The 23,466-nt window shown below is 44.3% G+C and carries 24 protein-coding genes; 7 read left to right on the top strand and 17 right to left on the bottom strand.

Going from position 1 to position 23,466, the window contains the following annotated elements; translation table 11 throughout:
- Position 1: 1 nt before the first annotated feature.
- Entirely contained in the window at positions 2 to 532 is a 531-nt protein-coding gene (locus tag LJ707_RS10425; RefSeq protein WP_228950752.1) for a hypothetical protein, read from the bottom strand.
- A gap of 2 nt (positions 533 to 534) precedes the next feature.
- Positions 535 to 960 carry a type IV pilin protein gene (locus LJ707_RS10420; protein ID WP_228950751.1) on the bottom strand — a complete coding sequence of 142 codons (426 nt, stop codon included), beginning with the start codon at positions 958 to 960 and terminating at the stop codon, positions 535 to 537.
- A gap of 47 nt (positions 961 to 1,007) precedes the next feature.
- On the opposite strand from LJ707_RS10420, the gene LJ707_RS10415 reads away from it, so the two are divergent.
- Genes LJ707_RS10415 through LJ707_RS10385 form a run of 7 tightly spaced genes read left to right on the top strand, consistent with a single transcriptional unit; the run spans position 1,008 to position 6,351 of the window.
- Positions 1,008 to 1,964, top strand: a complete 957-nt coding sequence (locus tag LJ707_RS10415; protein WP_228950750.1) for a hypothetical protein — start codon at positions 1,008 to 1,010, stop codon at positions 1,962 to 1,964.
- Between the two features lie 5 nt (positions 1,965 to 1,969).
- A complete protein-coding gene (locus LJ707_RS10410; RefSeq protein WP_228950749.1) occupies positions 1,970 to 2,479 on the top strand; it encodes a hypothetical protein in 510 nt (169 codons plus the stop codon).
- Positions 2,476 to 3,090, top strand: a complete 615-nt coding sequence (locus LJ707_RS10405) for a toxin-antitoxin system YwqK family antitoxin (RefSeq protein ID WP_228950748.1) — start codon at positions 2,476 to 2,478, stop codon at positions 3,088 to 3,090. The genes LJ707_RS10410 and LJ707_RS10405 overlap by 4 nt, the downstream gene beginning before the upstream one ends.
- Positions 3,087 to 4,367 (top strand): hypothetical protein, encoded by a 1,281-nt coding sequence (locus tag LJ707_RS10400; RefSeq protein WP_228950747.1) that lies wholly within the window; start codon positions 3,087 to 3,089, stop codon positions 4,365 to 4,367. Before LJ707_RS10405 ends, LJ707_RS10400 begins: the two co-directional genes overlap by 4 nt.
- Positions 4,349 to 4,720, top strand: a complete 372-nt coding sequence (locus tag LJ707_RS10395; RefSeq protein ID WP_228950746.1) for a type II secretion system protein J — start codon at positions 4,349 to 4,351, stop codon at positions 4,718 to 4,720. Before LJ707_RS10400 ends, LJ707_RS10395 begins: the two co-directional genes overlap by 19 nt.
- The gene (locus LJ707_RS10390) at positions 4,707 to 5,216 is read left to right on the top strand and encodes a type II secretion system protein J (protein WP_228950745.1); all 510 of its coding nucleotides are present in this window, start codon (positions 4,707 to 4,709) and stop codon (positions 5,214 to 5,216) included. The genes LJ707_RS10395 and LJ707_RS10390 overlap by 14 nt, the downstream gene beginning before the upstream one ends.
- On the top strand, positions 5,203 to 6,351 hold the full coding sequence (locus LJ707_RS10385) for a type II secretion system F family protein (RefSeq protein WP_228950744.1): 1,149 nt from the start codon (positions 5,203 to 5,205) through the stop codon (positions 6,349 to 6,351). Before LJ707_RS10390 ends, LJ707_RS10385 begins: the two co-directional genes overlap by 14 nt.
- A 217-nt stretch (positions 6,352 to 6,568) precedes the next feature.
- Here LJ707_RS10385 and LJ707_RS10380 read toward each other — a convergent pair whose 3' ends face one another.
- The 15 genes from LJ707_RS10380 to LJ707_RS10310 all read right to left on the bottom strand — a co-directional run bounded on the left by LJ707_RS10380 (position 6,569) and on the right by LJ707_RS10310 (position 23,378).
- Positions 6,569 to 6,817 (bottom strand): hypothetical protein, encoded by a 249-nt coding sequence (locus LJ707_RS10380; protein ID WP_228950743.1) that lies wholly within the window; start codon positions 6,815 to 6,817, stop codon positions 6,569 to 6,571.
- A 60-nt stretch (positions 6,818 to 6,877) separates the two neighbouring features.
- A complete protein-coding gene (locus LJ707_RS10375) occupies positions 6,878 to 7,399 on the bottom strand; it encodes an energy transducer TonB (RefSeq protein WP_228950742.1) in 522 nt (173 codons plus the stop codon).
- On the bottom strand, positions 7,353 to 10,832 hold the full coding sequence (locus LJ707_RS10370) for a DUF6443 domain-containing protein (protein ID WP_228950741.1): 3,480 nt from the start codon (positions 10,830 to 10,832) through the stop codon (positions 7,353 to 7,355). Before LJ707_RS10370 ends, LJ707_RS10375 begins: the two co-directional genes overlap by 47 nt.
- 1 nt (position 10,833) lies before the next feature.
- Complete coding sequence (locus LJ707_RS10365; protein WP_228950740.1) at positions 10,834 to 14,787, bottom strand: hypothetical protein; 3,954 nt, start codon at positions 14,785 to 14,787, stop codon at positions 10,834 to 10,836.
- A gap of 812 nt (positions 14,788 to 15,599) precedes the next feature.
- Complete coding sequence (locus LJ707_RS10360) at positions 15,600 to 15,863, bottom strand: DNA-binding protein (RefSeq protein ID WP_228950739.1); 264 nt, start codon at positions 15,861 to 15,863, stop codon at positions 15,600 to 15,602.
- A 63-nt stretch (positions 15,864 to 15,926) separates the two neighbouring features.
- Positions 15,927 to 16,184 carry a hypothetical protein gene (locus tag LJ707_RS10355; protein ID WP_228950738.1) on the bottom strand — a complete coding sequence of 86 codons (258 nt, stop codon included), beginning with the start codon at positions 16,182 to 16,184 and terminating at the stop codon, positions 15,927 to 15,929.
- A gap of 6 nt (positions 16,185 to 16,190) precedes the next feature.
- Positions 16,191 to 17,327, bottom strand: a complete 1,137-nt coding sequence (locus LJ707_RS10350) for a hypothetical protein (protein ID WP_228950737.1) — start codon at positions 17,325 to 17,327, stop codon at positions 16,191 to 16,193.
- 10 nt (positions 17,328 to 17,337) lie between these two features.
- Positions 17,338 to 18,159 carry a conjugative transposon protein TraN gene (traN, locus tag LJ707_RS10345; RefSeq protein WP_228950736.1) on the bottom strand — a complete coding sequence of 274 codons (822 nt, stop codon included), beginning with the start codon at positions 18,157 to 18,159 and terminating at the stop codon, positions 17,338 to 17,340.
- A gap of 11 nt (positions 18,160 to 18,170) precedes the next feature.
- On the bottom strand, positions 18,171 to 19,457 hold the full coding sequence (gene traM / locus LJ707_RS10340) for a conjugative transposon protein TraM (protein ID WP_228950735.1): 1,287 nt from the start codon (positions 19,455 to 19,457) through the stop codon (positions 18,171 to 18,173).
- Entirely contained in the window at positions 19,454 to 19,939 is a 486-nt protein-coding gene (locus LJ707_RS10335) for a hypothetical protein (protein WP_228950734.1), read from the bottom strand. The genes traM and LJ707_RS10335 overlap by 4 nt, the downstream gene beginning before the upstream one ends.
- Before the next feature lie 11 nt (positions 19,940 to 19,950).
- Positions 19,951 to 20,571, bottom strand: a complete 621-nt coding sequence (gene traK, locus LJ707_RS10330) for a conjugative transposon protein TraK (RefSeq protein ID WP_228950733.1) — start codon at positions 20,569 to 20,571, stop codon at positions 19,951 to 19,953.
- A 15-nt stretch (positions 20,572 to 20,586) separates the two neighbouring features.
- Positions 20,587 to 21,774, bottom strand: a complete 1,188-nt coding sequence (gene traJ, locus LJ707_RS10325; protein WP_228950732.1) for a conjugative transposon protein TraJ — start codon at positions 21,772 to 21,774, stop codon at positions 20,587 to 20,589.
- A 7-nt stretch (positions 21,775 to 21,781) separates the two neighbouring features.
- On the bottom strand, positions 21,782 to 22,417 hold the full coding sequence (locus LJ707_RS10320; protein WP_228950731.1) for a TerB family tellurite resistance protein: 636 nt from the start codon (positions 22,415 to 22,417) through the stop codon (positions 21,782 to 21,784).
- Positions 22,414 to 23,067: a hypothetical protein gene (locus LJ707_RS10315; protein WP_228950730.1), complete on the bottom strand. Its 654-nt coding sequence runs from the start codon at positions 23,065 to 23,067 to the stop codon at positions 22,414 to 22,416. Before LJ707_RS10315 ends, LJ707_RS10320 begins: the two co-directional genes overlap by 4 nt.
- On the bottom strand, positions 23,064 to 23,378 hold the full coding sequence (locus LJ707_RS10310; protein WP_228950729.1) for a hypothetical protein: 315 nt from the start codon (positions 23,376 to 23,378) through the stop codon (positions 23,064 to 23,066). The genes LJ707_RS10315 and LJ707_RS10310 overlap by 4 nt, the downstream gene beginning before the upstream one ends.
- Between the last annotated feature and the right edge of the window lie 88 nt (positions 23,379 to 23,466).

Below are 23,466 nucleotides of genomic sequence, written 5' to 3'. Positions count from 1 at the left end.
TTCATATCAAGATCCATCTTGTGATCCAGTCATCCTGCGTAAGCGATACAACCGGCGATAACCAATCAACAATTAAAAACACTAATAAGAAAAATGCCTGTAAACCTGCAAGCGGCACTTTTATAGCCACTGTATTTTTTCGGATAGTTTGCCAGCTCAGCCATGTAATCAATGACAAAAACAAGCTGACAAGGTAAAATCCAACAAAATTAAATAAGGATAAATAACAAGCTGTACAGATCAGAAAAAGCACATCTCCCCAACCTAATATCCCACGGGTAATATTCGTCCACCGTCTGTTCTTTGCGGAAAAGTAAATGGTAAGTATTCCTAACTGCATTGTAAGAAAGATCAGGCATTTCAGGCCGTCTGCCATAATGACCATCCAACTTTCGTTATTCAACCAACGCAATACGATGAACAGTGTCAGCAACAGTGGAAAACACCACAGATAAATTGACCTGCTTCGGGCATCCTGTAAAAAGATGTATCCTAACACCACCATCAAACACAATTGCAGCACCATAATCATGATCAATCGGGTGTTACTTCACGAATCGTCTTATCCTGGTCAATCTCCCAAACATTGAACGTACCGTTACCGTTAAAATCCACCACGGCCGTAGCACGCGCGGTAAATGTGGTATTTGAAGCGCTGGTAATCTCAATACGGTAATTGGCTTTGCCATCTCTTCCGTCAGTGCTTAGCTTTTCCTGTAAAAAGCCGATCTCACCCAAATCATCGGTATAACGGGAATGTTCAAAGAAATAATTTTTTTCAAGCGACTGTACAAAACCCAACTGTGTTTTGGCTTCCATACTTTTGGCTTTAGTGATCAGTGGCAATAAATTAGGCAAGGCCAGCAATACAAGTATACCGATAATAACAAGCACGACCAGTACCTCCTGGAGGGTGTAAGCTGTGACTTTGGCGTTTAGGGGTTTTCTAAAAAATTTCATTACAAAAAACTGTCACTAAACTAAATTTTTTTTACTTTAGATGCTAAATGTATTTGAACTTTTTTCGCCTGAGCCTCTTTACAGTACTGTTAACCGGATTAATTTCCTGTAACGAATTTATTGAACCTTCTATTGAAAAAAGACAGGTTGCCTTGCGCGCACCGGCAAACAATTACCAAACCAGCAATTATACGGTTGGTTTCTGGTGGGATGAAGTGGAAGATGCACTTAACTATCGCCTGCAAATTGTTCGCCCCAACTTTGATTCTATCGCCAGCCTTGTTATGGATACAGTAATCCAGCGAAACACCTTTTCGTTAACACTTGAACCAGGGGCTTATCAATGGCAGGTACGTGCCGAGAACGGGAGCTCGGCTACAGCTTACACTGCTCCAAGAAACCTCACCATTTTGCCCGGAAGCCTGGAAGAGCAAACGGTGACATTGTTATCCCCCGGCAACAATACCCTGACCACTCAAAGTGCTGTATCGCTTCAATGGAACAACCTGTTTGGCGCATCGGCTTACCGACTGCAGATTGACAGCAACAGTTTTTCGGGATCGACCTACGTTTATGATCAGGTTATCCCTGCCGGTCAGTACCGCTTTACCTTTCCAAAAGACAATGTTTATCAATGGCGTGTACGCGGCCAGAATGAAGATGGCACAAAATTGTCCAAATGGTCGGCTGTTTATACAATCACCAGCGACCGCACTCCGCCCGGTGCAATTACAGCTACACAGCCTGATAACAACGCGCAAGTACAATTACCGGTAACTTTTACCTGGTCGGCACGTAATGATGCTGCTAAATATCGTTTCTACTTGTACCGCAATAATGGCACTACGCTTTACAATAACACTTTCCCCGTTGAATCCACCAATACAAGTTATACGTTTACGGCGGGCACTGCCGGTGAGCGGGTATATTGGAAAGTTACCGCTGTAGATGCTGCGGGTAATGAAGGTGCTGCCAGTGAACTCCGGAATGTACTATTACAGTAAGCGCTATGTTGAAGGGAAAAACCGCTACTTATTTACTGATCGCCGCTGTAGCTACCGTATGGGGTGTTATAATCTACCGCATCGTCGGTTCGCTGGGTGATGAAGAGCCTGTGGCTATACATACTACCTCCGCGAAAAAAGCACCTTTGGATGATTATGCCTTCCAACCGGATACCACCCATCTGTTACTCAATTACCGTGATCCGTTCGGTAAAAGCAAAGCGCCGCAAACTGCGGATACGACAGCATCTATTAAAAGGGAACGAAAGATTAATACACTTGCTATAGCCGCAAAGCCTGAAATAACCTGGCCAACTATTAGCTATGGCGGTTATATCCAAAACCCGGAAACTAAAAAACTGATCGCCCTGCTGCATATTAATGGCCGTAACACCATGTTAGCTGAAGGTGAAAGCGCCGATGGGGTTGTTTTAATTAAAAATCTGCGCGATTCCGTGCGATTACGTTATCAAGGAAAAACAAGATTTTTTCAACAGCAAAACGCCAATCCATGAAAAAACTGATCTATATTTTGATGCTGGTCTGCCCTGTGATGGTTAACGCACAGATCGTTCCGACTGATGCGTTTCAAAAAGTACGCTTAACACAGGGCGACAGGATGCTATTAGCCGAGATTAAACCGGTTAGTTCAAATCCTAAAGCGAAACCCGGTTTATGGTATAGCTGGTACAGCGCCAGCCAAATCAACACGACACAGGGCGGTTTTAGCGGAAAATTACTTAACGGCGAATATAAAGAATGGTACCTGAATAAGAATTTGAAAGAACAGGGCCAATTTGACCGGGGTTTAAAGAGTGGCATCTGGAAAACCTGGCGCGAAGACGGTACGCTGTCGGCAACTTACACCTGGAAAAACGGACAGCATAACGGGCCTTTCGCCGTTTATAATGAAAAAGGCTTGCCACAAACACAAGGTAGTTACCACAACGATCTGCTGGATGGAAAGATTAAAAATTATGTCAATGCCGATTCTGCTGAGGTTACACGTTATAAGGATGGCAAAGTAGTATTGCCGAAACGCGACAGTTCATCATTCCTGCGCAGGATCAATATCTTTAAACATAAAAAAGGCAAAAAGGATAGCACATCAGTGAAAAAGCAGTGACAGTAAAAAAGGTTTCGGGCTCGGCTTTATACATCGTCATCGTTATCGCTTTGGTGATCGGTGTCATCTGTGCGGCACTCGTGGCCATCGCGGCATTTTACCGCCTGCAGGATCAGCAAGCCCACCGCTTTGAACGACTGCAACATAATTTACATTCGGGCATCGAGCAATTACTGGCAAATACCGGCACAACTTTAACAGACGTTAAATCCATCGACCTTTATAATGATGGGCAAGATAGCATATACCTTCAAAAATATACCTGGGGTTTATACGATGTTGGCATTGTGAAAGCCTGTAAGTTACAGGACACCTTAACCGGCGTATTCACCATTGCACGCAATATTGATTCAACAAAGTGGACTGCGCTTTACCTGGCCGACGAAGATCGACCATTAGGGGTGACTGGCAAGACACTGATAAAAGGCGATGCTTATCTGCCTGCAGCCGGTGTAAAAAGCACATATGTGGATGGAAGACAGTATGAAGGCCCGAAGAATATTATTTCCGGTAAAACAACACGTAGCAAACCGCTGCTACCGGAACTGGATGAATTCAGGATAAAATTACTTCGTGAACAATTAAGCTCCATAAAGGGTAATGTTTCACAATCTCAGTTAACCGGAACGTTTAGTAATCAATTCCAGCATGTGGAGCAGATCATTTCAGCTTCAAAAAATATACTGACCTTATCATCCGGCAGCCTTAGCGGGCGCATTACCATCCATAGCGATACCACTGTGGTGATTGATAGTACCATGACGCTGGACAATGTGCTGATCTTTGCCAAGGCGATTGATGTCAAAAGTGGTTTTCATGGACGGTGCCAGTTATTCGCGACGGATAGCATTCGCATAGGTAAACGCTGTCAATTTAACTATCCGTCCGCTGCTGGTGTAATCAGAACCAAACGCTACAAAACACAAGTGCCGGTTCAGCTTCGTTTAGAAGTTGCTACAGAATTCAACGGTATATTATTTACTTATGAAAAAGAGCCTGATGTACTCAAGCCGGTGATCGAACTTGGTGAGCATACTAACATAACCGGGCAATTGCATACTTCAGGCTATATCCGGCTTTCTGAAAAAGGCAATACGATTAAAGGAAGTATTTTTTGCAGTCGTTTTCTATATCGTACGGCATTTTCCACTTTTGAGAATTACCTGATAAATGCTACCATCAGCAGCGATGGTTTATCGCCTTATTACATGACCACCAGTTTGCTGCCGATAGCCGCCAACAGACAACAGATATTACAATGGCTGGAAAGAAAGTAAGCATGAACACAAAGGTATCCGGCTCCACGCTGATGGAAATATTGGTAGCAATGATCTTGCTGCTTATCGTATTTTCTGTGGCCATGATGATCTTCACTAATATTGCCCGGTCATCTGTAAACTCACAGCAAATACTTGCCCGTGCAGTTGCCGAGCTGGAATTGCAGCGTACCAAGCGGGAGAAGTTATTTACTCCTGATCAAATTCCTGTTGATTCATTGATTATTATTCGTGATGTACAATTCCCTGCTGAACAGCCCGGCATGGTTGCAATCAGTATCAGGGCGGCTGACAAGCAGAATAAAACATTGGCAGAAATAAAAGAACAGTTGCGAATAGATGAAACAGAGTAAGGTAGCCGGTTCTACTATTTTAGAAATGGTGATCGCTATGCTTATCACCGGCATTGTGATCGCTATGGCCTGGAGCGTGTTTTCGCTGGTATTGCGGTCGTTTGACGCTTATCAAAGCAAGCATAATGACACGGAACAGCTTACCCGCCTTAATATACTACTCCAAAAGGATTTTTATAAAGCAACAATAATTACGCGCGACAGTGGCGGAATAAGATTGTTTACTGATACCACCTCTGTTCGTTATGAATTGGATTCATCTTTCATCGTTCGTCATACTGTCGTTACTGATACTTTTAAATTTCAAGTAACTGACCCTGTATTTACGATGAACAGCGTACCTGTAGCTAATGAACCAAGGATGAGTGAAGAAGAAAAACGGATTGATCATTTCAACATGACGATACTATTCAACAAGCGTGCCATTCCTTATTTTTACGATAAAAAATACAGTTCGCAAGACCTGATTAACCGAACCGACCATGCCGAGCATTAATATCAAACGATTCGAGAAAAAAGTAATAAAGCCTCAGGCCAAAAAGAACGACTCGGATGGCTTGCGCTCATTGCTGAACCGGGAGATCAGTTTTGGAGGCAATGGTCTGCCTGATAAAAAAAAGGAGGCGCTTTATCTGGAGCTTAGTTCCCTCCTGGAAGCAGGCATCGACCTGAAAAGTAGTTTTGAACTGGTTACCGCCGACCAGGAAAAGGAAAAAGACCGCCGCCTGTTCGAAACCATCCAAAAGGATGTACTCAGCGGTGCTACATTTTCAGACGCTTTATCGCGCTCTAACCGCTTTTCGCTATATGAAATTTATAGTTTGCAGATTGGCGAAGAAACCGGAAAGCTGGTAGAAGTGCTTAAGGATCTTGCAAGGTATTACCAAAACAAGATCAAACAACGGCGTAAGGTTATCTCAGCGCTTACCTATCCTTGTATCGTGATGGCTACCTCGTTCGGCGCTATATTTTTTATGCTGCGCTTTGTGGTGCCAATGTTCGGCGATATTTTTAAGCGTTTTGGCGGTGAACTGCCCTGGATCACCCGGCAGACCATAGCCCTATCTAACCTGATGGGTAATATACTGCTGCCAGGCATTTTGCTTACTGTAACATTAGCTATCATCGGTTACCGCATTCGTAAAGAACCAACATTCCGCCGAATCTCTACCGCTATTACGCTGCGAATGCCTATTGTAGGGCCGATTGTGCAAAAGATCTACCTTGCCCGCTTTTGCAATGCCATGCGTCTGCTCATCGTGGCACGTTTACCGCTTTTACGGGCTATTGCACTTTGTAGGCAGATGATCGGTTACTATCCCATTGAAGCTTCATTGACAAAGGTTGAAGCAGATATTCTGAACGGAACGCCGTTGCACACCAGCATGCAGCAATTTAACATCTACCCCGACAAAATGGTGCAGTTGATCAAAGTCGGCGAAGAAACCAACCAACTGGAATTTTTCTTCGGCCGCGTTGCAGACCAATATATTGAAGAGGTGGAATATAAAACTTCCAACTTAAGCAGCACCATGGAGCCGTTGATTATCGTTTTTTTGGGGTTAGTTGTAGGATTGATTGTGGTATCGATGTATTTGCCGTTGTTTCAGATGAGTAATGTGTTTCAATAGCTGCATCTACAAAATTTTACAGTTTAAGAGAGGGAATAGAACTTAGCCCGAAAAAAGTGCTTTTACAATTTGTAAATGGGTTTGGTCGCTATGAATGCCACAAAAGTGCCACAACTACTTACCACCTTTCTCCAAGTATCTTTTTAAAGCTTCCTGCAAGGAAGCCGACTGATTTAAAGAATGTTGTAATTCGTGATGTAAAATTACAAATAAATTTTTAATCAAGTGAACCCTTTGGTGCAAACTTCCAACGTCTTTTTTGAGATAAATTCCATCTCATTTCAATTTCATCTAATTCTTGATCTGTAATTGTATCATTTTTATTAGGGTTTTTAATGACTGGGTTTAATAGCTTACTTGCAGTTTCTGGATGAGGGCCTGTCATAGTTGCATGATTAGGGTTGCTTACGCTTGTTTTTATAATATCTGCACCCGCCTTTCTCAAATCTCCAACCATTGTTGTCAATATTTTTCGTGAGGTAAAGGTTTAGCTAGTTTCGCCAATCTTAAATTCTTAAAACATTGCTTAAAAGGGTATCACGAGATTGTAAGTACTTTTAACATTCTGACCATTTGCAATAGCCGGTTGAAATTGAGGTAGCTGATTTATCAGAGCTCTAGAATTAGTTATGCACTCATCACATTTGGTAATTGCTTTAATTATACGATAATCTTGAACTTTTCCAGTTTCGCCGACTAGTATCGTTACGATTACTCTTCCAGAAACGTCTGCAATTGGCATTTTTAAATTTTTGTTTACAAATAGTTGAAATTCGAGGCTATCTTTGTATAGAATAGGACGTTTGTCTAATTTCTGTTTGAGTTCAATCCGCTCACCATTTACGTCGATCCAAAATTGACGCAGGATTTGTTTGTTTTGTGAAGCTTGTGTTTCTATATAGGGTTGTCCAAAAATGTCTTTGGAAATTTGCTTAGTATGCATCTTTTGTGCATGACATGAGATATTTGCTAAAACCGAAAATAAGGCTATCAAAATCTTGTTACTTTTGACTATCATAATTTTTCTTTGCTTCTTTTTCTCGTCCATTAATTTGTTCTTCTAACTCTTTATTATATCCTTCGCCACCTGGTAATCTTGATCCGCCATGCGAATGGGCCTTGTTTAAAATTTTGAATAATGCATGTCCATAAGCTTCGTGGGCAACAGTTGATACTGCTTGTCTTTCCCCAGCGTCACCATGTTTATACATATCACCATTAATAAAGATTTGTGTATTGCCATTAAGGGACTTGCCATGGGCTCCATCTTCATCACCGTATATTGTAACACCCCAATTTCCACTCAATATCTTTTTATCACTTACGAATTGATTTTTTGACATTATTTCTTCCTTCGACATTCCTGTATATGCAGGATCTTTCATCAGAAAATCCACATCAGAATCATAGGTTGTTGTACCTTGATCTTGTGTTCCCAAAGTACTTTCATAAGTTTGCGCTATGGAGATTTCAACTATTTCTTTTGCTTGAGCAAGTGTCAACAAGCTACTATAATTGCCACCAACATTGCCTAACTGGCTTTGACCATTCGCTAAGAATTCTTTATCAATAAATCCTTGAGCATCTAATCGAACATATTTTGCTTCATCTTTAGTTAACCCCATTGTTATAATCTTTAATGCAGCATCGCTCATTGGTTTCACATCTTCACCTTTGACATCAGTAAAAATAATGGGGTTATTCAAGCAATAAATATAAGGAGAAACATGATTGTACTTTTCTAATTTTGGATCGATACCCCACCAACGTCCAGTTACAACATCGTAAAATCTTGATCCAAAATCATATACATTCTTTAGATTCTCTTGTAGCTCTTTCTTATTATATAGATAATTATTTTGGGGGGAAACAATAGTATTACCAGTCCATTCCAACCCAAATGGCTGATAGTTATTAGTTTGAACCAATCGGGCTGCATTATTATAAATATCGAAGCCAACGCGGCTGTTGCCTAAATGATCAGTCAAAGTATATTCATAGCTGTAAACGCTGTCGTTTAAAGGCAAAGCACGCCCTTCCTCGGTCTGAATAAAATCAACGTTCGTGTTGGTATATTGAACGCCAGCGATATACTCCGTGAAAGTGCTTGTACCTACTTTGCGCCTTAATTTCTGTCCCGCTGCATCATAATAATAAGTAGTGTTCTTACTGCTAATCGTTTCGGGTAAATTCAAAAGATTGTAAGTAATGTTTGCTGTAATGCTTCGTGAAGCATCCGTAAGCATATTACCGTTACCATCGTAGGTATAACCAAACGTCCCCTGCGGCATTCCGATAGTGGGTGATAGTGCTGAAACATCAGTAATTGTAGCCAAACGGCTGCTGCTTGCAGCATACGAGTACACCAGACTGTCAATCTTGCTACCTGCATCATAACGGGCCAGCCGGGTAATGTTTCCCATTTTATCATATTGTATGCTCTGCTCATTGAAGCCGCCGGTTGCCTTACCCGATGTTAACCTGTTCAGCCGATCATAGGAATAGGTATAGGTCTTGTTCAGGTTACCCGGTACTCCCCACAACTGGTTTGCAATATTTCCATTAAACTGCTCGGTTGTTCCGTCAGTATATTTTAGCTGCATGGCAAATAGCGGTGCGCTGCTGGTCAGCATCCAGCCCTTTTCATTGTAGGTATAATCTATCTTTTGTTTAAAGTTGGCCAGGTTAGTAGTATCCGTAGCATGCAGGTATTTCGTCTTTAACTGGCCGATCTCATTATATGCCAGTTGCGACAGCAACACTTCGTTGGTAGTTACCTTTCCCTGGTTGGTGATCCGCTGGGTCGTCTTGGTCTTTCGCCCCATGTGGTCATACTGGTACCGGTTGAACACTGTAAACCGGGTTTCAGAGTTAGTCGTAGTTGCATTATAGATGACATGCCTTCTCGACACCGTTGTCGGCTGATTATTGAAGTTATAGGTGGTATTGACCAGATCGTAATTCTTCACCGTGTTCAACCCGCCTTTGTAATGTTGCTTATAGGTGGTAATCACTTTTCCTGCATCGTCATAATGATAAACCGTCCAAAGCAACGTCGCAGGGCTATTAAGTACAGCGGTGCGGATCGCAGTCAGTAGGCCGATCAGCATTTTGCTTTCGTTTGCCGGCGCACCTGTTGTTTGAAGACCGTAAACACCAGCATAGCTGTCGTAATAGTTGATCACCAAATTGGTTACACCAGTCTTGGGAAGGGACTGGTTGGTATAGTCTGTAGAATCCTGCTGGCCAAGGTTCTTGCGGCTCTCCCACAATGTGGTTTGCGCATTAAAATCGTTCTGCATAGCCGCACGCACGTTGGTCCCCGGTGTGTTGCTGTTGGGGATATTGTATATACCGGTAAGGATTACTCGGCCCAATCCATCATATTTGGTAAAACTGGCCTGCTGCGGTGTTTTCATACGTTGCAATGAATCCTGCGTAGCTACTATCTGGTCGATCTTGTTGTATATCATATATTCCCAGCCTTTGCCGGGTAGTTTTTTCTCTACTATCCTGTTGCGTGCATCATAGCGGTATTGATAGCAGTAGCCGTCCAGTTCTGCCTGGCTTATAGCTGCTGTGGCATCATTGGCCAACGGTGGTAGCACATAACATAGGTTGCCATAATCGTCATATACATAGTACGTCATCAGGTCGGAACTGTTGGATTCCCAAACACGCTTCAGGATTACCCTGCCTTCCTTGTCTTTATACTCTTCAACCGTACCCGCCCTGCCATTTGCCGCAACCCAGTTTTCATCTTTGCTAATCGTTACATATAGCTGGTTTGCTGCGTACCACTTATTGCTGGTAAGCCTTCGCGTGTGAGTTCCGCTCGGACTGATTGCCCAATAGTACCTTACTTTCCGAAATCCTGTAGAATCGGTATTGGTGGTGTCTTTGCTAATGACCGTTCGTCCGGCTGTAGTTGTCCGGCTGGCGGCTGGCTGCCATACGGTACCCGGTGCGCCTTGTTCTAACGTTCTATTCAAAGCCGAAGGCTCAAAAACGGTTTGGGCGTAAGGTGCGGTCGTCCTTACAACACCATTCGTTTGTTGAGTGCCGGATGATCCTGCTGGATTGTAAAACAAACCTTGCTGCGTAATGGCGTCTGTCTTATAAGTGCCGTCGGCTGTTCCGGTGTAAGCAAAAGGCATATACTTTTTTACCTCCCTGCCGAAAGGATCGAATTCGACCGGCTGCACAATGTCTTTTGTCCCGTCGGCATTACCTTTAACCTGAATAGTTTGCAGCGGTCGACCCAGGTCGTCGAAGTATTGGACTTCTGCTTGAACCGAGTCTTTGTTTACTTGTTTGCTCTGTAATGCCGACATGGTCTTAACCTTCGTACGCGGTGTTAACACCCGGATAAAGTTCTGATTTGGTGATTGGGCTCTTACGCCAATAGCGGGTAGAAACAATAAATAATAAATGAAGACGCTTAAACCAACTTTATAACAGGATTTTATATTTGATAACATTTTAATTTCCTCCTTCTGTTGGTGATTCCCCTGTTTCCTTCGGCGTTTCGTCAGTTCCTGTTGAACCGGCACCTCTTGCGTAAGCGTTCCAAAGGTTAATTTGAACCGATGTCGTATTTGACATATCTACATTGCTAAAGCTGTAGGTAGTTGAGCCGTTGTTGTAGGTTTCCAAATACAATGGATCGGTAAGTGTAAAGCCAATCATGATCCAATCTGTTGTCGGCATGGTAAATTCAAAGGTGTAAGTGCCGCGTGGTATAGTTGGCCCCGCTTGCAAATTAGCTGTGTTAAATGTATAAAGTGTATTTCCCACAGCGTCTTTAATTTTTAGTTGATTTATCTTTGCTGTTGTACCGGTCCAGTTTTGGTAGTTTATGGGAACATTGGCTGACAACGTAGTGATGACCGGGCAACCCGTTTGCTGTCCCTTATAATTGTAGCAGTAATTCTTTAAAATATTACCCTCTGCATCTTTTACATTCAGCAAACGCTGCGCGCTGTCATACTCAAAATACGAAACCTGATTCTTAGCATCTGTAATGCTGGTAACACCAACTCCCGGGTCGTAGGTGTACGTGGTCATCTGCGCATCGTTTGGATACAAACGTACCTCATCAATGTTGCCTGTTCCTGTAAGTGTTACTGTGCTTTGACCGGATATCCTGTGCTCGAAATAAGTCCAGCCGTTTATTGTCGCACCTTTGACCGCGCCGGAGATCGTACCGCTGATCGCCAGGGCACTTGTGCTTTTGCGCCAGTAACTCACCCGGTACGTTTTTGTAGTGGCAAGCCCACCTTTATTGATGTTACCGTTACTTAGGTTATAGGACACCTTTCCCGTCAGCCCCTGCGTTAAATCCCTCTGGGCTGATGCTATTGTCCACCTGCCCGTACCTTCATCTTCGAAGGATGTATAAGCAATGCTGTCAGGGCCTGCATTCTTGATCTCTGCTACCGGGTAGGAGTTTTTATAACCCCAGATGTATTTGGCAATCGCCCCTTTGTCCTGCGAAACAGCCAGGGGATTGCCTTTGCTGTCATATCTCTGATACCGCAAGCGTACCTCTGAAGCGTTATTTCCTTGCTTGAACTCGACCGTTTTAGGCAGATACATGCTGTTAGTATCAATATAGTTGGTAATGGTCCGTGCAACCGGTACCGAATTCTTTTGCTGCGTAAACTCGATCTGCGGGCTGACGATGTTCTTCGTTTTCATAGCAGCATATACGCCGGTGGGGTCTTTTCCCGCGTTGACCATATCTTCAGGAAAATTAACCAATTTGACAATTGAATCTCCCCGGCTGGTAGACGAAACAATTCGGGTTGGATAAACGTGATTCAGGTTATTATAGTAATATTTTACCGTGTCACGCTGTAATACCGTTGTTCCATTTGTATCGTAGTTATTCGTTATTGAACGTTTCGGCACACGGCTGCCCGATGAAGTAGGATAATCGAAAAAGACAAAATTATTCATGAACTCAGGTACATCCAAAGAGTATTGAAAACCGCGCATATCAAACCGATAGCCAATGTATAAGCCGTAACCTGAGGCTTTTGCATAGTTATTATACTCTGTAAACTTTTCCTGAACTTTTGCATATTGGTTTGAGCCAAGACTTTTATAATGAGTTTCACTGGACAACTGGCCGTTCTTCCAAGTGGTAGGAATAACTTTTACGCCATTTTGATAGGCAGCGTCAACGATCAGAAGGCTATCAGCAAAATTTTCGTAGGTGTACACACTCATACCAGCATTATTCAGGCTATCACCTTGGTAGACAGTAATATTATCGTAAGCAACAGGACCGCCACTTAAATTTGATAACGAATATGTGGGACTGCTGGAATATATCCAGTTGTTCGCAATAGAGCAAAATGCCTGTGAGATGCCATCATTATAGGCATATATGATTTGACGATTCTGACGGTTAAAAAAAGCAAGACTGCTGTTCATATAAATACCGGCACCATTATTACCATATTTATAGGTTTCTTTAGTGATCAGGTTGGCATTGCTATCGTAATTTTCCTGACTTTTAAGACGCAACCCGCCACCTATTGCTGCCGTTGGCGGAAGCGTCTGTGCTACTTCATATCTGATAGATATGTTTGCGGCCGGTAGTTGCTGGTCACTTACTTGAAGTGTACCAATTTTGGCCAAGGCGACGAGCTTATATGCCGTGTTAGGATCAAACCCAAACCCAATTGTAACGTCTATGTAATTAGTTTGATGGGCTAATTGTTCATAAACTACCGCGTTGTCCGATACTCTTACAATACGAACATAGGGCGTTTCCGGCAATTGTCCGGGGTACACGCTTTTAGGTGTCATTATTATATGTACAAATCCGACATTCTTACCACTAATATTTGCCACTCCTGATGTAAAATTGGTGGTCTTGGTTTCATCATATTTCCCCACCGCAGCTGCCGATGCGTAAACTTCGTGCTTTTGTGTTTGGCTATAATCAAGATATTCATGCGGTTCATAATTGAACACAGTATAACCCTTTGTTGGATAAGTAATCTTTTCCAGCATACCGGCTTTCATATAATATTCATTCGGTGTCCGATCCGCACCTTGGGTACCACCCACTGTATACGCGGTATATAAAATATTACTTGGATTATTATAGGTGCCGGACGGCTCACCAATATATTGTTTAGATTCAAGCAAGGTCTGATTTCCGTTTTTACCATTGTAGTAACCCCAATAGTCTTGGGCAAAATAATTAACCGGTGGAAGCGCTACGGAATTATATTGGAATTGATGAGATTTAAGGCGAATGTTATTTCTATCACTTTCAGTTACGCTATCCAATTTCATCCGGTACTTTGCCGAATTTCCGTTTTCATAGCCACTTGGCATACTTAGGCCATTATACCAAAAATCCGTATGAATTTTATAACTTTTGAGACGGTTATATTTTTTCTGCACAAAGTCATAGCCGGAGATGATTACAGAATCAAGCCGGCGACTTGGGCCGTCCAGGCGACCGCCTTTCGCTACGAAGTCAACTTTCCCACCTTTGTAAATAATGGTTTTGATATAAAGTGGGTTTGTTGTGGCACGTTGAGTGGTAGAACCTTGTAACGGTTGCAGTATACTTCCTGCACCACTTGTGTTACACCCACCACTGGCGCCAGCAAAGTTCGGTCCGTACACCTGGCTAAAACCAAAGGAATACATTGGAAAAGAGGCACTGGTATTGTCATAAACGAACTTGACGGTATCTGATTTGTCTGCGGAGATCATCTCGGTGAGGTACCAGCTTGACGTACCGGACAAAGTTTCGCTGATGCTGCTTACCGTGCGTTCTGTGTCTTTGAAATTATAAATATTGCCGTTTTCATCAAGAGCAGTGAAAGTGCCCGGCGTATTAGGAATCAAATTATAAGAGATTTTAACGGGTCTATAAGGTGTTAAAAGCGGCTTACGGTCTTTACCAAAAACGAAAGCTCCGGACTGGTTTACAAAGTTGTAGAAAAAGTTATCCGGTTGGGTGTCGTGCATAGGCACGTTTAGAATTGCCGATTTCAGATAGTACATGTTGTTGCTGCTGATAATTTCAGCTCGCGTCAGCAATGTATCACCGAGGTAATGCGTTTCATCGGCCATGTTGACAATGGAGCGAGTTATCACGCCACCGGCGTTCAATGACCATCCTGTACCTACCCAGGTAGCCATTTCATCTACCTTAATCCCTGAAGCGTGATACGACAAGGAAACAGGTATGGAAAATCGGGACGTTTTGATGTCGTATAATGGGATGTTGATCTGAGGCAACCCTGAGTTTTTATCTATCGGCATTTGCCCGTATTTGCCTAATTGCGCTGCTTCAGGCGGTGGTGGGGTAATTCTGGGTGCTGTTAATTCAGCTGTGGACTGGCTATAAGAATTAATACTGCACAGTACAGCAGCAATAAAAATCAATAATCGTTTGTGCATATAAGATTAGGAGAAATTGAGATAAAGGAACCGGTTGTCGAATAAGAATGGGTTCAAGATGGAGGGCTATTCATGTGTAAGTCAGGTTGTTTTTATAAAAATGTAATTAAAATTTGAATGTTCCAACATTTCTTTGTAATAATTTTTATGGCACCTTGAGCATTAAAGGTATGTCTTGCAGAAAGACATGATGATATTAAACCCTGTTAATAGGAAGAATGTCGGGTCTTGATAGGTTAACTATTGGTCGCTCGTTAGGTAAACTTTTCAAGCGTGGAGTAAATTTATAAGGGAATGTATGCAATTCATTGGAATTGCCGAGAGAACTGTCCTATCAAGTAATGGCCCAGAAGGGAAACGAACTGGCTTTAAAATCATGCCTATAGATGCGTTAAAAGGGTTTGTAGCAAAAAGTGCCACTGAATTGCCACCGATACTTCCCCCCTATTCTTCGACCAATGTTATCACTAGTTAACACCATAATAGATTTATTAATTAAAAAAGCCGTAAAGAATGTATTCTTTACGGCTTTTTTTAATTCTATTTCGCTTCGGTATCCAGGATGGTATGAGGGGCGGTAAACAATATAACCCATATCTTGTAACTCCTTAAAATACTTATGATACGTAGGTATAGTACTTACATGTGAAAGCGCCATTAATTTGCTACGGCTTACCTTAATTATATGGTTTTGTCCTTGCCTATATCCCAAATACAGTATAGCGGTAAGCAGAGCAAAATGCCACACGGTTAACCGGTTGTCCCTTTCAATAAGCGCGAGGTACGCAAACAGCTCGTCCATTTTCATATGCTCAATCGTTAAAAAGGTTCAGCAAATCTGCTTTATTATAATAGTATGAGCCGAGTATCTTCTTATACCTGACCTTACCGGTTATTCGCAGGTTCTGTAATGTACCGGCTGACATATCCAATAGCTTGCGTACCACTTTGCTTTTTAACCATTCGGGATGCAAACTTTCCTGGTGCGAGCTACCGTTTTGCACGACCTGGCGGATGTCATTTAATAATATCATTCCGAACTGTCTTAAATCATCTTTTGTCACCACATTTTCCATCTCTTCACTTTTTTTGATGCTTAATTAGATCTCGCTCCCCATCAAGAAAATAAATCAAGCTTCTCATTTTTTTATTATTGATGGCTCATACGTAATGTAGCCGTAACGGTCAAGGTCATTAACGCAATTGTAAAAGGTATTCCGCCACGATATTTTAGCGATCCTCATAATGTCCCGGCTGAATACCTGGATTGGATTAGCAAAGCCCTCATTAAGCCGGTATTTCCATAGTGCAACGTAAATGGCAATATGGGTAGACCCAATACGCCCGTCCTGCTGCACCAGGGATAAAAAATCCGACAAGGGCTTTGACTTATCCATCACATTTTACACTTTCTGGCCACGGTTCTTTTTAGCCTTTGGTGAATCACCAACCACCTCGGCATCCGCCACTTCCACCTTCTCGGCTTTCTTGGCCGATTGGCTTGCACCTTCAGCCTGTTTTTCAGATTTCGATTCACGGGCACCGAGCTTCTGCATGTTCTCATCATACACATTGACACTTTTAAATTTCGGGTTGGCCTCTACAAACTGCTTCTGTTCCTTGCCGTCAATTACAGCGGTTACCGACTGGATGTTCCCTTTTTTAAGGCTGTCCATCAGGTCCAGCTTAGAGTTGTCGTATTTCAGTTCTTTAAGCGGATGCTTAGAAAGCGCAGCTTCAAGGTCGTAACCGTAGTTTTCACTATATTTTCTCAGGGCGAAGTTGCCCTTGTCGTCGCTTTGCCTCATGTCGAGCTGAACCCAGCTGTTGTACTTTTCACCTTCTTTGTTGGTCAGGTCTTTGTTTACCGCGCGGCCTTCCATGAGGTTGTAGGCTTCTTTCAACGTGATGTTCTGGCCTTTATTAATGTAAAAGGTTTGCTTCATCGCTTCTTCGCTGCCATCCTTTTTCAGGCTGACATCGTAAGAATTGAAAAAATACATATCGCTCTGCTTTGACTTAGAGAAGTTCAGTGTCGCTTCTACGCTGTCGTTCCCAATCTTGGTGCTGTGCTGAAGCTTAAACTCCTCGCCACCTTTGTCAATTTTTGCCTGTATTTGCTTTGGTAACTCCTCGCCAAAGCCGGTATACTTTACCTGGTCTTGCAGGTATTCTAAATTTTTCTGGTTCATGTCCATGCTATTTTTATGTTTAATAGTTTCAGATTCTATGTGATAGTAGGTTTTGAGCAGCGCGGATAGGTCAATGTAGCCATCCTCTACAGCAAGAAGGCTGCTATCCTCAAGACCTTTTTCCATTGCCCTGTATAGTGGGTAAATTGGCTGGTAATCAAACAAATCCACATCAGTGCGCATCTCGTGGCAGTATTCAACGGCATCATAACTGTCATCAAATGCGTTGAGCTCCCGTACATCCGACACCGGAAAAACCGGGTCAAAGGCGATGTAGGCGTAACCTTCCGCATGCAGGTCGGCTAAACCTTCCAGGACTGCATTGTAATCTTCAAATGCTATTTTCATCGATTTAATTTTATGGTAAAAGCCTTGCCCTGACGAGCTTCCGGTTCTTGATGTGCACCTCCAGGTGCCTGCCACCATTCTTTTCCATGAGCTGGATGGCCAAATACTTTTTATCCGGGATAGTGAATTTCGGCAAGGCAAAAACAATGGATTGCGTAGTGTTTGCCTTGATTGCATCTGAAGCGTTTTCAGCCAGTACCGGTGCCACTTCAATTTCCTGCGTGGCGGTCCGGTTGGCTTTTTGCTGGTCGCGGATAAAGAAGCGCAACTGGCCGATATCGTAGCCGATATTGGAACGGTTCCCTATTTCCAGCCTGCAATAGATCACATCGTTATGGATGAAGAAACTGCGGACCAAAAAACGAATACCAGCTGTTTTATCACGGGCAACGCTGCCATTAACCTTAGCATTTAGTGCTGCTTTTGCATAGCGCGTGACTTCAGCTTTGTTATAGTTGGCCTCTGAAAAAGTAATGCCGTTCTTCGCAGTATTGTCAGAAATTGAAATAGTAAGTGTCTCTGGCTGTCTGCTATAGTTGACCACAAAAGAGCTTAGCCTGCCATCGGCGGTAATCACTGAAAGGTTGGTTTCCGGGAAGCTGTCCCTTGCTGCTTTGACTTGCAAGATATTTTCCACGCCCTTGGCTTTTTGTGCGAGCACATACCGGCTGCCACGGTCTACGCTGACAATCGCCTGCGGGAAAATGATGTTGGTTGTTTTGGTTGCCGTAATGTAAACAGTGACCGAATTTATTTCAGGTTGTGCATACGCGCTTATACCGTTTAGCAAAAAGGCTATGCCGAGGATGAATACTGCTTTGATCGTTTTCATATGGTTGTTATTTAATGTTGTGGATTGATTTGCACACTTGCCTGCTGCTGCCTGCTATCCCTAAGCAGTACCTGGTAGCCTGCCTTAACGGTGACTTTGACAAGCTTTACTTTTTTGCTGAAGAAGGTTTTGGCGGTTTCAATGCCCGCAGTGGCTGCCTGTCCCTGCCAGGTCGGGTCAAGGGATGTGAGGCCGATACCCTGGACGCTACGATCAGCCGAGTTGGCTGCAACATCGCGTGTAATGGCACCGGGGATATGGATGCCGTCAAGGCCATCCATATCGACTACCTGTAAGGCCACCGGGAATATGGAATTGCCGTAGCGGATGTTGGTGATTTCGATGTTCAGGCGCTCTCCACTTAATGAAGCGACCCCGAAAATGAAACTGTCTTTGGGTATCTGTACGCCGTTTACCGCAATAGCCTCCTGAAGGCGTAGCTTTATAATCGCACCGTTTACCAGCGTCTGCGTTTCATGGATGACGGCGGGTATGGCATTTTGCGTAGTTGTATCGGTCGTATTATCATCAAGCCCATAAAAACCGTTACCCGTGTTTTGAGAGTACAGGTTATTATCAAGTAGCGTTACCGAAGCGTCACTTGCCGCTGCGACCTTGTAGGCCTGCTGTTGCTTTTCGGCTTTGGCCTTATCGAATTGTTCCTTTACCCGCTCCGGGTTTTGAATGTCCATGATCTTCTCCAGCATGGCGTTGAGTTGCGCCAGTTCCGGGTCAGGTTCGCCGGGCTGATTCATGGCCTGCATCATCTTTTCAAGTTTCTCTACATCGGCGCTGCCTACAGTTGTCGCCTCACGCGGCGTTGGCGTGTAAGTGTTACTCGCAGCTGGCGAAGTCGCCGGTTTATTCAGTTCCTTATTGAGCAGTTCTAGCTTGCGATAGATGTTTTCGGTGTTGGGGTCGTTGCCGTACCAGCCGCCAATCGATGTGTTCAGCCCGCCTGTAGCTGTATTGCCGTTGAACGGATTGCCAAAAGCTTCGTGGCCTTCTTTACCCATATTGGCCTGGTCGTTACGCCTTTGCTCGCCAAGGCGGATTGAATCCTTTTGCGCCTGCTCGTAATAGCTCATTTTGTCCATCGGCTTATCCTCTTTCAGGTTAGCCCCTGGCAGGTTCAGGTTAAACCCTTTTGTTTGCTGGGAAGCAGCTGAAGCTGCTTCCATCTTGCCGCCACCGAGTGCCCAGAAGGCAAGCGTTAAAAAAGGTAATACAAGCAGCGGCAGCACCAGCATGAACTTGCGCTGGCGCTTCATTTTAGGTGTGATCTCTTCTTTTTTCATTTTTCCTTGTTTTTAAATTGCTGGTAATATTCTTCGACCTGTTTCACGATATCCATGAGCCCCGGCCGTTTGTTGGTGATGCCGTCGTAAATCCTCCTGCCTGTCGGGTCGCGGGCAAGGCTGTCCATGTACCGGTGAAATTTCTCAATGCGCAGGTATTCTTGAGGTGAGATATTGGCCTGCAATTCCGGTTCACCCATATCACCTGCGTGAGCCGGCTTTTGTATCGCAGCCACTTTTATTGCGACCCTCGGCGCGCCGGTAAAGGCGCTAATTATCAGGTAGCCGCTATTACTCCCCATAAGGAGTATCAGGCATGCAAGTGCCGTTATCCAACCTTTCTTCGTAAAGCCTGCCGTGCTGGATGCCATCCATTCGGCCCACTTCGTTTTGATTGTATTATACCCGGTGGTTACCTTGCTGCTTACCATCTGATTTAGCGGCGATGCCGGTTTGTTTTTAGCTTTTCTGAAAAATCCCATAGCAGTACGCATTAATGCCTTGCGGCAGTTTTCAAATCGCGGTTCTCAATGGTGTTCCATCTCTCGATCAGGAACCCGTGCGGGTTGTTGTCGCTGCGCGACACGTTACGCAAGGCCCCTTCTGTCACAAGGCTACGGGTGGTGAGGCTGGTTGGACGCATGATGCTTTGGGTAGCATAGCAACGGAAATGGTATGGATACTCCGCTACATCGACCATGACGCTGTCCACGCTTATGGTCTGGCTCACATTGCCGGAGATAAGCCCGGCGTAATAGCCGTTTTCTTTCAGGTCATCATAGGCGCGCTTAGCGCTGCCGTCTGCCAGGTAGAGTGCTTTTGTGGTGTTGGCGGCAATGGCCTTATCATCGGGGTCGAGCGTGAAGAAAAGCTCATGGAAGGCCTTCACATGATCCCGTGCCTCAACCGGCACATTGTCTTTGCGGCCAGCAGAAAATGCTTCGAGCGCCTTGCCGCCTGAGAGTATGTACACCCGTGACTTCACCTCGGATACCAGTGCAAAGCTTTTCCAGATGGCAAAGGTGCAGATGGCTACGCATCCGATGACGACAGCAATGGTGAACATTTTTAAATGGCGTACCGCCGTATCGATATTTTTCATTTTTGTAAACATGATTTCCTCCTTTCTTTATGAATTACCCTTTAGCTTATCATTCATGTACCCGCCATCGCCGGTTGTATTAGTAGTTCCTGAAAGCTTTTGGTAAATGGTCCTGGCACCATCCATCGCAGCACCCGCAGCCATTTGGGAACTGCTTGTTGCAGTGTTCACCGTACTTTGAGATGAAGAATAGAAAATGGCTGTTGTCTTTTGCTGTAATGCTCCGCCGCCACCGGCATGAACGATATAGTTTGCCACAGATGGCACCGTAAAGTATCCAACGATGCCGATAATCATAAAGATGAGGTAAGCGACATCCTGCTTGCTGAAGAAGGTGTCGCCCTGGTTGGCAATCTGGGCAAGGTCATGCTGGATCATCTTTTCCTGTATTTTGCCAATGATGGCACCGAAGATGTTTGCCACCGGAAGCCAAAGAAAGATGTTGAGGTAACGGGACAGCCATGCGGTAAGGGTATGCTGCAAGCCGTCAAAGACAGCAAGTCCGAATACAAGCGGGCCAAGTATGGCCAGCACCACCAGTTGGAAGGTTCGCAAGGTATCAATACACAACGCGGCGGCCTGGAACAAAACTTCAAGTACTTCGCTCATCCATTCCTTAACCGAGTTGCGGAAGTTGTACATCGCTTTGGACATGGCAAATCGTATGTCGTTGCCGATGCCCTCTAATATCCCTTCCTCATCCGGGTCGGCACCTTCGTGCGTATACTTGTACCACCGGTCACGGTCGCCATCACCATCAGTGCCTACATACATTTTCCAGGGATCTGTAGTTTTTATGGCTTCCTCTTTTTCGGCTAATAGCTTCTCTATTGCATCATTAGAGCCCTCCACCATAGCCGCCGTTGCGGTAACCGTGGGTTTCATCACGCCGTTTATGATACCTAACACTGACGGGAACATCAGCACACACATGCCTAAGGCAAAAGGCCGAAACAGCGGGTAAAAATCAATGGGTTCTGCATTTGCCAGATGCCGCCACACTCTTGAAGAGATATACCACAAGGCTGCAAAACCGGCAATGCCTTGTCCCACGGAAATCAGCTGGCTGCACAATGGGATCATCTCATCGTAAAGCTCATCAAGTACACCGTGCATGCTTTGCAGCTCGGTGCCGACGCCTTGCGCATGGCTAAAAAAAGGCAAAAGCAATCCTGTTACCGCCAGTACTGCGGTTTTCAATAGTCGTTTCATCATAGTTGATTTAGTCGTTTATACCATAGATACTTTTGGAGGTGCGGGCATCTTTACGCTCCATTGCCCGCTGTAAGGCCAGCACAGATGTGTCGTTATTGAAGTTCCGCAGGAACATAAGTTTATCTATCATCTCGGCGTGGATACGGTCAATGGCCTGCAAGCGCTCATCATCACTCATGCGTGCCTGACCGGCTGTGATAACCAGCAGCAACTCGTCCAGGTTGCGCAGGCTTTCTTTTAATAGGTTATCATACACTTTGGCCACATAGCCAATCTCGCGAGCATTAAAATTATCATCGGCACGGAAACGGTTGTAGGCGCTGCGGTATTCACGTACAAGCTTTACCTGGTACTCCACAATCTCTGCGGCCTTATAGTTGTTTCTTACTGTAGGGCTTACCGCCATCAGCCCGTCAAGAAAGGCTTTATGCAAGCTGAAGTTGCCTTGTGAAATATCCTTGATGGTATTATAGCCGCCTTCCAGCACCTGGTAGCCTTTTTTCATATCGGAAAGGATCTGCTTGAACTGCGTGAGCTTTTCGATATTAAGCAGGAGTTGCTGTACTTCCTGCGATTGGGCCGAAGCCCTGTTTTGCACCATTCCAAATAGTGCAAAAACTATAATCAGACACATCTTTTTCATGGTTCAGTTGGGTTAATGTCGTTTAAAGAGCGGCCGGTTGCAGCATCATTCTTATCGCGCAGCCTTGCAATGGCAAGGCCTTTGGACTCATTGCCAAAGCCACGGCAGAACTCCCAATTTTCCTGCATCTGCGTATAAAGGCGATTGATGCGTTCCATCCGCTCATCGTCCTTCATTTCCAGCTGGCTATCGGTTGTGACGGCAATTAGTTCATCAATCAGCGCCTCGCAATTCTCCAGCAGCCTACGGTAAGACCTTTCGATATAATCCAGCTCACTGCCTTCAAATGTATCGCTACGGGAAAGCCAGCTATAGGTACTATTGTACTCCTTCACGATCTTGACCTGGAGGGCGATAATGTCAGCGACCCTTACGTAGTTTTTAATTTCAGGGTTAACCATGCGTAGTGAGTTGAAGAACACTTCGTGCAGGTTGAACTCGCCATTGGTTATGTTGCCTATGGTTGTCAATCCCTCTTTGGCTATCTTGTAGCCCTTTTGGGCATACTTGATATACACTTTTAGGGCGGCGATCTGCTGGGTGAGGTATTTCTTCTGCGTCTTGTTCTGCTTGAACCACTCGCTCCAGGTTTGCCCGTGAGCAACAGAAAATGTTACCAGGGCAATACATGTTATTATAAATGCTTTCATAACTTAATCCGTTTACTGTTTCTCTTAATCAATTCGATAGAATGTATAATCAGTCCTTTCAGTGTATCGCTTAAATGCTGTTTATCGGGGACATCTTCTGGCCCTGGTTCCTTTAGCAACTGCCTTGACAGTTCACCCTTGTAGGTGCCGTTGTTGTAGCTCAGGTCTATAAGCCTGATGCTAAACTTTTCATCATTGTAGCTGCATGACATGTAACTGGATACATATGGGCTGCCTTGCTTTTCCCATAGCGGATAGGAAGACATGCTGAACGTGTTCAGGCCTTGCTGCCCGGCAAATTCCTGCTGCACTCGCTTTAAACCTGCCTCGATGGTATCGGTAAACTCAACGAGGGGGAATAGAACTGCGTAAGCCCTGTGTATCCTTTAGCTTGAAAAA

The organism is Mucilaginibacter sp. UR6-1 (genome assembly GCF_020880975.1).
Taxonomy (GTDB): domain Bacteria; phylum Bacteroidota; class Bacteroidia; order Sphingobacteriales; family Sphingobacteriaceae; genus Mucilaginibacter.
This window is presented reverse-complemented; position numbering and strand designations above follow the sequence as displayed.